At 60.5% G+C, this 11,070-nt stretch carries 8 protein-coding genes; 3 read left to right on the top strand and 5 right to left on the bottom strand.

The features are described 5' to 3' along the window. Position 1: 1 nt before the first annotated feature. The 3 genes from GLW01_RS15535 to GLW01_RS11905 form a co-directional block, all read right to left on the bottom strand. On the bottom strand, positions 2 to 1,945 hold the full coding sequence (locus GLW01_RS15535; RefSeq protein WP_202405700.1) for an acylphosphatase: 1,944 nt from the start codon (positions 1,943 to 1,945) through the stop codon (positions 2 to 4). A 202-nt stretch (positions 1,946 to 2,147) separates the two neighbouring features. Further along, complete coding sequence (locus GLW01_RS11910; protein ID WP_160899189.1) at positions 2,148 to 3,146, bottom strand: DUF6160 family protein; 999 nt, start codon at positions 3,144 to 3,146, stop codon at positions 2,148 to 2,150. 243 nt (positions 3,147 to 3,389) lie between these two features. Continuing rightward, positions 3,390 to 4,043: a hypothetical protein gene (locus GLW01_RS11905; protein WP_151439646.1), complete on the bottom strand. Its 654-nt coding sequence runs from the start codon at positions 4,041 to 4,043 to the stop codon at positions 3,390 to 3,392. 130 nt (positions 4,044 to 4,173) lie between these two features. On the opposite strand from GLW01_RS11905, the gene pabB reads away from it, so the two are divergent. Further along, positions 4,174 to 5,478, top strand: coding sequence for an aminodeoxychorismate synthase component I (gene pabB / locus GLW01_RS11900; RefSeq protein WP_202405699.1), 1,305 nt, complete (start codon positions 4,174 to 4,176; stop codon positions 5,476 to 5,478). Positions 5,479 to 5,549: 71 nt separating this feature from the next. Here the strand turns inward: pabB and thrH are convergent, their stop codons facing one another. Continuing rightward, the gene (gene thrH, locus GLW01_RS11895; RefSeq protein WP_160899188.1) at positions 5,550 to 6,164 is read right to left on the bottom strand and encodes a bifunctional phosphoserine phosphatase/homoserine phosphotransferase ThrH; all 615 of its coding nucleotides are present in this window, start codon (positions 6,162 to 6,164) and stop codon (positions 5,550 to 5,552) included. Positions 6,165 to 6,313: 149 nt separating this feature from the next. Here thrH and GLW01_RS11890 point away from each other — a divergent pair, with 149 nt between their 5' ends. After that, positions 6,314 to 7,042: a phosphoadenylyl-sulfate reductase gene (locus GLW01_RS11890; RefSeq protein ID WP_192497314.1), complete on the top strand. Its 729-nt coding sequence runs from the start codon at positions 6,314 to 6,316 to the stop codon at positions 7,040 to 7,042. Positions 7,043 to 7,049: 7 nt separating this feature from the next. Here the strand turns inward: GLW01_RS11890 and cysB are convergent, their stop codons facing one another. After that, on the bottom strand, positions 7,050 to 8,024 hold the full coding sequence (cysB, locus tag GLW01_RS11885) for an HTH-type transcriptional regulator CysB (RefSeq protein WP_151440477.1): 975 nt from the start codon (positions 8,022 to 8,024) through the stop codon (positions 7,050 to 7,052). 163 nt (positions 8,025 to 8,187) lie between these two features. Between cysB and GLW01_RS11880 the strand changes: the two genes are divergently transcribed. Then, a complete protein-coding gene (locus GLW01_RS11880; protein WP_160899187.1) occupies positions 8,188 to 10,890 on the top strand; it encodes a LuxR C-terminal-related transcriptional regulator in 2,703 nt (900 codons plus the stop codon). The last annotated feature ends 180 nt before the right edge of the window (positions 10,891 to 11,070 follow it).

Here is an 11,070-nt window from a genome sequence, read left to right as displayed (position 1 = left end):
GCTACGCCTCTGCCGTCTCAGCAGCCACGCTCTCAGGCTCCGCGACCATATCCCGGACACGGATTTTCTGTGGAACCGCCCCCTTCCAGTCGACAGCCTCCACATTCTCGATGGTGGCTTCTTCCGGCCCTTTGGGGTCTGAGAGCAGATGGCTAACCGCCGCCTCGCTTCCGGCAACAACGGCCTCCACACGACCGTCAGAGAGATTCCTGAGCCAACCTTTCAGGTTATGCTTGTGGAGCTCATGCCGGAGCCACTCCCGGAAGCCGTGCCCCTGGAGCTCGCCACTGAAAAGCACATGCCTGGCAACAGGATTGGCCGGATCCGCCTCAAAGCCATGTTCCTGGGCCGGCCCCTCAAGCCCTTTCGGTGGGTTGAAGTCCCACTCCGGAACGCCGGCACGAGCGCAGAACATCCGATGCGCCGCCATGATGATCTCGAGCGCCGCGTCATTTTCAGGTGTGTTCTGGTAAGTCTGGCGCAGGAAGCTTCGCATGCTGGCATTGGTCTCGAAGATGACGACTTTTCCGTAATCCTCCGCTTCCGTGCAGACCGCGAAGTCCACCCCGAAATACTCCAGATCGAGCGTCCGGAGTGCTGTCTCAAGGTTTTCCCAGACACCCGGCTGAAAGTGCGCCGCCGGATCCTCGATGAAGTCCTGCTCCATGTCATAGAGCCAGGGGAAACTGCGGAAGGATTTGCGGGTTTCCTCCCCGTGAACGTTCCAGTCCCCGTCATGGCCCATCCGCAGGTGTGCAGGGTAAAGCTTGCCGTCGACCATGAAAGCCCGGTACTTGGGATGGAAGCGATGGCCTTTGGCACGTGGGTCCGTGAAGGTCACATCGTGGTACTGGAGAACGTAGACCTCGGCTTCGTCCGTGATCCTGACCGGCGTGGATTCAGGGTCATCAATACGGTACATGTGCTTGCCGTTCTGGAAGCCGGATGGCCGCACGATTACCGGGGCCCGGAGTCCGTTATCCCGGATGGCAGCCTGGACCCGGTCACTGATATCTCCCTGGACACGGCCCAGGGAAACGCTCCGCGGCATGAGGATACCTTCGCACTGCCCCAAGCGCTGCGCATTCTCCTCCCGCGTGGTGCGCAGCACCTCCGCTGGCGCATTGATCACCGGAGCACTGAGTTTCCGGCATACCCTGCTCGCATTCCTGAGGCCTTCCTGGCAGCGACCCGCATCGGTAATGCTGTTGTAAACAACATCAACGTCAGGCAGGTCATCCAGTACCTCAGGACAGTCATCGATCACATCCACACTGAGGGAGGTCAGCGTAGCCGCCCCCGTGTCAATCATATGCATCAGATTGTTATGGCCCTCACTGACCGTGAGCTGCCCGGTCGTTGGGTCATAGTGATAGGGGGCACAGCCAACTGTCCCCAGAATCAGTATCCGCAGCTGTTCTTTTCCGGAAGCCTGCGCCTTGGCTACTGGCTGTCGGAAGGCCGCCTGCAGACCCCACTGACAGCTGAGCTCTTCCTTGCCAAGTAGACCATAGAGCCCTGACAGGAGCTTTTTCGCTGTCAGAGGCTTTTCCTCCGCGATCGTCACCCAGTGACGGGTCGCGTTGAGCGCATCCAGGTAGCTACCCTGCCGGAGTGCCAGTCCGACGTAACGCTCGATGAGGGTTTCGTTGTTCGGCTCGATACGACATGCCCGGGAAAAGCTGACGACCGCGTCGCCCAGTTTCTGGTTGCTAAGCTGGGCTTCACCCAGCCAACGCCACCCTTCGGGGTCTGCCGGATCGATTGCAAGTATCTGTCTGGCGGCTGCGGTCACTTCAGCCGGGTTGGAAGTATTCTGGAGCCTTGACCGCGCTTGCGACAGTGCTGCCGGTTCCGCAATACGCCCATTACTGTTTCCCCGAGATGCTTTGGCGGATGCCTTGCGGCTCTTACCAACCGTCTGTTTTTTCTGCTTGCGTGCCATTTTCAGAACTCCAGTACCAGCCGCACCGAATCACCATCTTCAGACCCAGTGCCTTTGCGATGCCCTTTCACGGACTTTACCCAAAAGGCGCAGGATTTGATGAGGATGAATTCCCAAAACGGGCTTATGGATGTTTGCGGGAGACGGCCGAAAACAGAAAAGCCACCCCGAAGGGTGGCTTTTTTCAGCCTTACGGGTCGTTTTATTCGCGACCGTAGATGGCCATCTGGGTGTTGCTCACCTGCAGGTTGCTGATGCCAACAGAGCCTACGCTGGCAGTAGTGCCGTCACCGCCACCAACATTGATGGTCGGCATCCAGACGTCAGCCTGGAAGTTATCCAGATTGACGCGGAGCGTTTCACCGTTGGCAGTACCAGTGCCGCTGAGCGCCTGACCCTGGCCAATGTCCATGCTCACGATGGCAGCGCCACCGCCCAGCACGTCACCATTGCCCTTGGCTGCGCCTTTCAGGACAGGCAGCGAGCCGGCGCCGGCCATGCGCATGCCTTCCAGGCCAACAGCAGCCACGTCGAACTCGGCATTGAGGTTATCAATGGCGAAGCCGGCTTCGATTTCCAGTGAGCCGGAAGAACTGTCACCACCAACCACGTTGTCAGTGCGGGCAATGATGTCCAACTGGCTCAGGAACACATCCATATCAATGGAGGAAACCAGTGTGGCGGAGGAATCGCCATCGGAGGACTCAAGCTGGAGAGCATTATTGGCGGTGCCACCAACGTTGAGGTTCATGTCCACCGGCACGGCATCGCCATCCGCATCCGTCTTGTAGCTCTGCACGGAAATCAGGGCATCACCATCATTCAGTGTCAGATCCTGACCACCAAGACCCGCATCGGAACCCGCTTTCGATCCGAAATCCGACAGGCTGTCTTCCGCGGTCTGGCCGCTGGGCAGGTCAACATTGATGGCGACATCAAGCCCTTCACCAAACGGACCACCGGAGTCCATGCCACCGATGGACAGGTTGTTGACCAGCAGGGAGCCTGTAGCGGCGCTGTCAGTGCTCTGGCTGTATTGGATCTGGTCCATGCTGACCTGGGTGTTCAGCTCGATGGTGACACCGGCCTGGCCAGTGGTGTCGCCCATCGCCTGATCGGACATGGCCGTCAGTTCCGCCTGTGCGGCGAACGGTGCTGCGGCAACAGCTGTTGCCAGTGCAAGTTTATTCAGGCCTTTCATGATTGTTCTCCTTAGAGATTCTTTGATTGCTTCGTTTATTTTTATTGCCGGTCATTTCTGACCGGGCAATTGTGATTCTAGGTCAGACAATCAGATCATAGAGTGAACAGGTTCACAGGTGATGAGCAGTGGCAGGAGGAAAACCTGAATTGTGATTCTATTAACATTCGGTCAGACATTTAACAAAAACGGCCACCGGGAGGTGGCCGTCATAATGACCTGATAATCCAAGGGAAAGGCCTTTTATCCATTGCTCTGGCGCTGTGCCGCCTTGCGCATCATCTGCTTGACCGCCATCTGGAGTTCCGGCTCGATCTGCTGGGACACGGGCTCCCCGAAGACCCATCCGTCCTCACTGTTCTGCCAGTAAGGAACGGACATGAGCAGGCCAAGGCCACCAAGATGCTGCAGTTCAACCATCAGGAACCGTACGTCATCGATACCCCGGTCCCCTTTGATGGATTCCTCCAGCTGCTTCTGGGTTTTTTCCTTGAGCCCTTCCGGCAGCGCCATGGTCATGAAGAGACCGCTGGCTGCCAGATTCCCCCGGAGCGCGTTGGTGATGATCGTCTTCTGGACAGCATGGGCTGCAACTTCAGCCTTCAGCTTCTGCTCCGGGTTGATGTGCAGGAACTGGCCCTTGCCCTGATGGTTCGAGACGTAGCCATAGGGCACAAAACTGCCATTCTCCCGGATGCTTTCCTCAGCCTTGACCTTGCCTTCCTTGAAGAGCTTTTTCAGCATTCCGACAACCAGCTTCTGCTGCTTTTCCGAAAGCTGGCCAAACGCCATTTCCTTGGCACCCTTCTCCTCCAGGGCCTCTCCGCCCTCCTGGCCCAGCGCAGCGGAAGGAACCAGGGCACAGATGATGAGAGCACAGAGCAGCGTTCGAAACATGATATAACCTCCAGACGTTAGCCGTACCAATCGGGCCAATTGTGCCTCACAGCACCGCAGACGCGACCTTCACGGGGTCACATCCCGAGTACTGAACGGTTAAACTGTGATGCTTTTCACTGGAATCGCCATGGAATCGACTCACGTCCTGTCACAGCTGAGCTGGTCGGCGCTGGCACAGTCCCTTGCGGATGACCCCGGCTTCTGCCTGTTTGATGTGCCCGGCGCAACGCATGAGCCCGCGCCGATAAGGGTCATGACCGCCCTGCCCCGATTCCGGGAGACCTGTTATCAGTGCGCCGACCACACCGCCGGACTCAGCCAGCGGGCGCGGCAGGCGCCCGAAGATAGTGCCGGTTGGCTCCCGCTGAAGCTCGGATTTGTGAGTTATGGCGATGGCGAAATGGAACTGCCGACGCGCAGGCCCTCGCCCAGCCCGCTCATACAGGTCAACGAGTATGACTGGCTGATCCTGTACCGCCCGGAAACCGGCGCAATGGAGCTGCGCATCCACAGGGACTGCCCACCAGGGCGCCGGCAATACATCCACGGGCGCCTGAACGCGCTCATGGGTGCACATCACGCCGCGCACAAACCCGGTTTCCACCTGACATCGGGATTTGCGGCGCTCCAGTCCCGTGCGGACTACATGGAGTGCATCCAGCGGATCCATGACTACATCCACGCCGGTGACGTCTACCAGGTCAACTACGCCCAACCGTTCCAGGCACACTATGAGGGCCACCCCATCCACGCCTTCCAGGCACTCCACAGGGCCAACCCCGGTCCCTGCTCAACCTACTTCGATACCGGCGTCAACCGCATCCTGAGCCTGTCTCCGGAGCGGTTCCTGAAGGTAAGGCGGGGACAGGTGGAGACCCGCCCCATCAAGGGCACCCGGGGTCGTGGCAGCACCCCCGAGGAGGACCGGAAGCTGGCGGAGGCGCTGCTTACAAGCCCCAAGGACCGGGCCGAGAACCTGATGATCGTGGACCTTCTGCGCAATGACCTGGGCCGCTGCTGCCGCATTGGCTCAGTCCGGGCCGAACCACTCTTCGCCCTGGAAACCTTCACCAATGTGCACCACCTGGTCTCCTGCATCACTGGCGAGCTGGCTCCCGGACTTTCACCACTGGACCTGCTGCTCAGCGCCTTTCCCGGCGGCTCGATCACCGGCGCCCCAAAGCGCCGTGCCATGGAGGTCATCCGGGAACTGGAGGAAGAACCCCGTGGCGTCTACTGCGGCAGTTTCTTCCACTGGACCCCGTGCAACGGCTTCGACAGCACCATCGCCATAAGGACACTGGAGTGCCGGGACGGGGAGATCACCTGTTTCGGCGGTGGTGGGATCGTGGCGGACTCAGAGCCCGAGGCGGAGTACCAGGAGTCGATCACCAAGATCCAGCTGCTCATGGACGTCCTCACGAAGCTTTAGGAGCCTGCCTGCAGGCGATCCATATTCCGTGCATCAGAGATCGCCTGCGGGGCAGGCTCCTACAGGGGAGCTCAATCGTGCTGGGCGGTACTGGCGTTGAGAAAGGCCTGTTTCAGGCTCTCGTAGTCATGCACGGCCGGGAACTGGGGGAATTCCCGGATGACATTCTCCGGCGCGTGGAACAGGATCCCTGCTTCAGCCTGGGCCAGCATGGTGGTGTCGTTGTAGGAATCGCCCGTTGCGATGCACTTCATGTTGAGCAGCTGGAAGGCACGCACCGCCTGGCGCTTGGGATCCGGCTGGCGCAGATGGTAATCCAGAATAGTGCCGTCTTCGCCCACACTCAGCTGGTGGCAGAGCAGCGTCGGATAGCTGAGTTTCTCCATCAGGGGCATGGCGAACTCATAGAAGGTGTCCGAAAGAATCACCACCTGGAAATGCCGGCGCAGCCATTCCAGGAATTCCCGGGCACCAGGGAGGGGTTCCAGCTCCCCGATGACTTCTCGGATCTCCGGGAGTCCGTAGCCGTGCTGGTCCAGCAGCGCCAGCCGCTGCTGCATCAACTGGTCATAGTCCGGCACGTCCCGCGTCGTGGCCTTGAGTTCCGGTATCCCGGTTTTCTCGGCAAACGCAATCCATATTTCCGGGATCAGAACCCCTTCCAGATCCAGACAGGCCAGCTCCACAACGCCTCCTTTTACCCTGTGCCCTTGCCAGTATTGTTTTTTGGGAGCGTCATCATAAATAAAGCCTGAACCGAATGCACGGGTAATAAGGCGTCCCGGATGTTAGAATTGATGGTGCTGAATTCACCGCCGATCACGGAACTCCATTGATGGACATCGACAGTCTCAACAGCGAGCTGGCGGACGCCTCGCCCCGGAAAATCATCAAAACCGCACTGGAGCAGTTCGACAATATCGCGATCTCCTTCAGCGGCGCCGAGGACGTGGCCCTGATCGCCATGGCGCACAGCCTTAAAAAACCCTTCAGTGTCTTCACTCTGGACACCGGCCGCCTGCACCCGGAAACGTACCGGTTCGTGGAAAAGGTGCGGCAGGCGTACGAACTCGACCTCGAGATCCTGTTCCCGGATGCACAGGCGGTTCAGGACCTGGTCAACAGGAAGGGTCTGTTCAGCTTCTACGAGGACGGCCACGAGGAGTGCTGCGGCATCCGCAAGGTCGAGCCACTTCGGCGCAAGCTGTCGGGCCTCGATGCCTGGATCACCGGGCAGCGCAAGGACCAGAGCCCGGATACCCGCAACGATGTACCCGTGGTCCAGCAGGATACATCCTTCGAGGGGCGCAATGGGCCGCTGGTGAAGTTCAACCCCATGGCCAACTGGTCTTCAAAGGACGTCTGGGACTACATCCGTGCCATGGAAGTGCCCTATAACGAGCTGCACGACCGTGGCTTTGTAAGCATTGGCTGTGAGCCCTGCACCCGGGCGATCCTCCCGGGCCAGCACGAACGCGAGGGCCGCTGGTGGTGGGAAGAGGCCACCAAGAAGGAATGCGGTCTGCACGCCGGCAACGTGATCGCCAGTTCCAGCGCTGAGTGACCCCCACTCAGTAGCTGGGCAGCACCACATCCTCAAAGAGTTCATCCAGCTCCACCTGGGAGGTCCTCTGGGCAGCGGCCTCAATGAGATCCCGACTAAGGTGGGGCGCGAACCTCTGGATGAAATCAACCATGTAGGCGCGCAGGAAGGTGCCCTTGCGGAAGGCGATGCGGGTGATGCTGGGCTCAAACAGGTGCTGGGCGTCCAGCGCCACCAGATCCGTGTCCACCTCCGGGTCGTGGGCCATGTGGGCTACAATCCCCACGCCCAGGCCCAGGCGCACATAGGTCTTGATCACGTCCGCATCCGAAGCCGTGAACACCACCTTGGGTGTCAGCCCCACGCTCTCAAAGGCCTGATCCAACCGTGACCGACCGGTGAATCCCTGCACGTAAGTCACCAGCGGGTACTTGGCCAGCTCCTCCAGTGTCAGGGTCTTCAACTCGGCCAGTGGATGGTCCTTCGGCACCACGGCGCAGCGGTTCCAGCGATAACCCGGCATCATGATCAGGTCATGGAACTGGTCCAGGGCCTCGGTGCAGATCGCGAAGTCCACCACCCCGTTCGCCGCCATCTCGGAGATCTGCCAGGGCGTGCCCTGGTTCATGTGCAGCGTCACTTCCGGGTATTCAGCCATGAACTCGCGGATCAGCTTCGGGAGCGCATAGCGGGCCTGGGTGTGGGTTGTCGCGATCCGCAGCTCACCCCGGTTCTGGTCACTGAACTCCTGGGCAATACGCTTGATACCATCGGCACGGCGCAGGATCTCGCCCGCCTCGCGGATGATGCTCTCACCCGCGGGCGTAATCCGGGTCAGGTGCTTGCCCGAGCGGGCAAAGATCTCGACCCCGAGCTCATCCTCCAGCATCCGGATCTGCTTGGAGATCCCGGGCTGCGAGGTGAACAGCTCGGCAGCCGTGGCGGAAACGTTCAGGTCATGGTGTGCCACTTCCCAGATATAGCGCAGTTGCTGCAGCTTCATGCCCGGCGACTCCAATGCTTTTACGTTGATCTAAGAATATAGCGTATTATTCCATTTTTTTCGCAGCCTGTCCCGCTCCCCTAATCACGAAGCATCTTGAACATGCAACCTCCAGCCCCGACAATGCGACACTGAGCACAGGAACGGGATCAGGGACTTGCCGATGTTACTGGCCACAAAATTCATGCGCCCGGCAGCGGACCCCCGTGCCATCGCCCGTCCCCGTCTCCTGGAACGGCTTCAGCCCGATGCGGCACGGCGCCTGACCGCCATCACGGCCCCGGCCGGGTATGGTAAGACCACACTGGTGAACCAGTGGTGCGCGGCCCATGACCAGCCGGTTGCCTGGCTGTCCCTGGATGAACAGGACGACGAGCCTCGCCGTTTCTGGTCCTACGTCATCGGCGCTCTGGAAAACACCATCCTGGGGCACCAGGAGTCCATCCACCATTATCTGGACACGCCCGGTGCGGAGCACATAGAGGGCGCCCTGACCGCGTTCATCAACACGCTCATCGACCAGTCAGTCGAGCACGCCAACCTGATACTGGACGACTATCACCTGATCCAGGATCCCGACATCCAGCGCCAGATCACCTTCCTTGTGGATCATGCCCCGCCCGCGCTGCACCTGGTTCTGCTGTCACGCACGGAGCCGGCCCTGCCGCTCTCCCGGTGGCGGGTCAAGGGCTGGATGGAGGGCCTGCACGCCAGTGACCTTGCCTTTTCCGAATCCGAGTGCAGCGCCTTCTTCAACAACTACATGGGGCTTGCGCTGGACGACGAGAAGGTCCGCGCCATATGGCAGCGGACCGAGGGCTGGGCGGCCGCCATGCAGCTCACAGCCCTGTCTGGCAAGAGCATGAACTCCAGCAGCCTGTCCCGTACTGTACTCAGCGAGGGCGATCACAGCCGCCAGATCAGTGATTACATACTGACCGAAATACTGGATCAGCAGAGACCGGATGTGCGGGACTTCCTGCTGCGCACCAGCGTCTGCCGGCGCCTGAGCGCGGAGCTGTGCAACAGTATCCTGGAACGCGACGACAGCCAGACCGTTCTGGAGCAGCTGGTTCACGCGAACCTTTTCATCATTCCCCTGGACACCCGCGACCAGTGGTTCCGTTACCACGATCTGTTCCGCGAAGCCCTGACCCAGCGTTTCAGCCAGACCGAGCCAGAGGCCTACCGGGAACTGCAGGCGCGGGCCATCCGCTGGCTGCTGAACGAGGACTACCTGCAGGAGGCCATCGTACAGCTGCTTCAGCTGGAGGATTGGGACTGGCTGGAACAGGTGCTGGAACAGTACGGTAACAACCTGATCCACACCGGCTTCCATGAGCTGGTCCATAAGTGGCTGCAGTACCTGCCGGAGGAGCGGACCACCCGCAATCCACGCCTGATGATGCTCCAGATCTGGGCACTGTTCTTCCTGAACCGGCTCAACAACATCGAGCCCCTGCTGGAGCAGCTTGAAGACGCGCTGGACATCCGTGTTGCCAATTCAGACGATAACGCCGACGTGGCGCTGGCACTGCACAACGAGATCGCGCTGATCCGTTCCTACATGGCGCGCACCCGCAGCGACCACTCCAGTGCCCAGCACCTGACCCAGCAGGTCCTGAAGGATATCGACCACACCAATATCCCCCTCAAGTCCGTGACCTACTACGGCATCGGGCTGGACTGCTACGCCAACGGGGATCTGGCCAGTGCCACCCACGCTCTGGAATCCGCTGTGGAGCACGGGCGCCGGGAAAAGAAACACGCCACCACCCTCTCCAGCGGCGGCCTTCTGGCGTGGATCCTGTTCTACCAGGGTGAGATGGACCGGGCACTGGACGTGGGGACCAGCGTGCGCGAATGGGTAAATTCCCATCACACGGACCCCCAACAGCCCCGCCTGGTCTCCTGCTGGCAGAACAGCGCCATGGTCCAGATCCACCGGGAGAAGAACGACCTGACCCTGGCGGATACCCACATGAACCCGCTGCTGCCGCACCTGGATTCGGGCAGCGAGCCCGGCCAGCACGTGGTGATCCAGTACACCCGCGCACACCTGGCCTTCTCCCGGGGCCAGTACCAGGACGCCATGGAATACCTGGAGGACGCGGAGCGTGTTCAGGACCAGAAACGCGATGCCATCCTGTTCGAGCCCCCATGCCTGGAAGCACTGCACGTGCGCTGCCACCTGGCGCTGGGCGACCGCACTGGCGCACAGACCTGGCGGGAACGGCTTGAGGAGCACAACTACCGTAACCCCATCAACAGGGAACAGGCCCGCATCGGGCTGGCGCGGCTGCTGCTCGCGGACGGTCAGGCCGAGGAGGCGATCAACATCCTGGCGCCGCTGCGGCTGTCCACCGAGAAAGGGCGCCATTTCAAACATCTGATTGAACTGCTGGCGGTATACGCGGTCTGCCTGGATCACCTCGACCGCGGGGAACAGGCCGCCGTCATGCTGCACCGCGCACTTGAGCTGGCCTCCCGGGAACGTTTCCTGCGACTCTTTGTCGAGGAAGGGCCTGCGCTGGCCGCGCTGTACCGGCGTATGCCCCACCATGGCCTGCCGCTGGCTTTCCTGCGCGAACTGGACCCACTGCTGGAAGCGGAATCCGCGCCCGCCCAGACAGAACCTGCGCCGGCCATGGGCAGCACCGAAGCACTCCTGGAGCCCCTGAGCCAGCGCGAGATCGAGGTGCTGACCCTGATCCATGCCGGTCATGCCAACAAGGAGATCGCACAGCGCATGTCCGTGGCGCAGACGACGGTCAAGGCCCATATACGCAACCTGTACGGTAAACTGGGTGCCAGCAGCCGCACCGGCGCACTGGCCCGTGCCCGGGAACTGGGGCTGGTCGATTAGTCAGGACTCACAATGTGACTCAATTCACACTTTGAGCGCCTTACGCCCTTTTTCCTCCCCTTTTACGCCCTATGGACGATCCCTCTACGCCCCCTTACGCCCTACATTGGGCACCGTGAGAAGAGTCAACAGGAATTCGATTTCAGGCCTTTCGGATTTCTCCTCACGTAACTCCTTGTT

Source organism: Vreelandella halophila, assembly GCF_009856365.1.
In the GTDB taxonomy this organism is placed as follows: Bacteria; Pseudomonadota; Gammaproteobacteria; order Pseudomonadales; family Oleiphilaceae; genus Halospina; species Halospina utahensis_B.
Note: the sequence above shows the minus strand (reverse complement) of the source record. Positions and strands in the feature narration are given on the sequence as shown.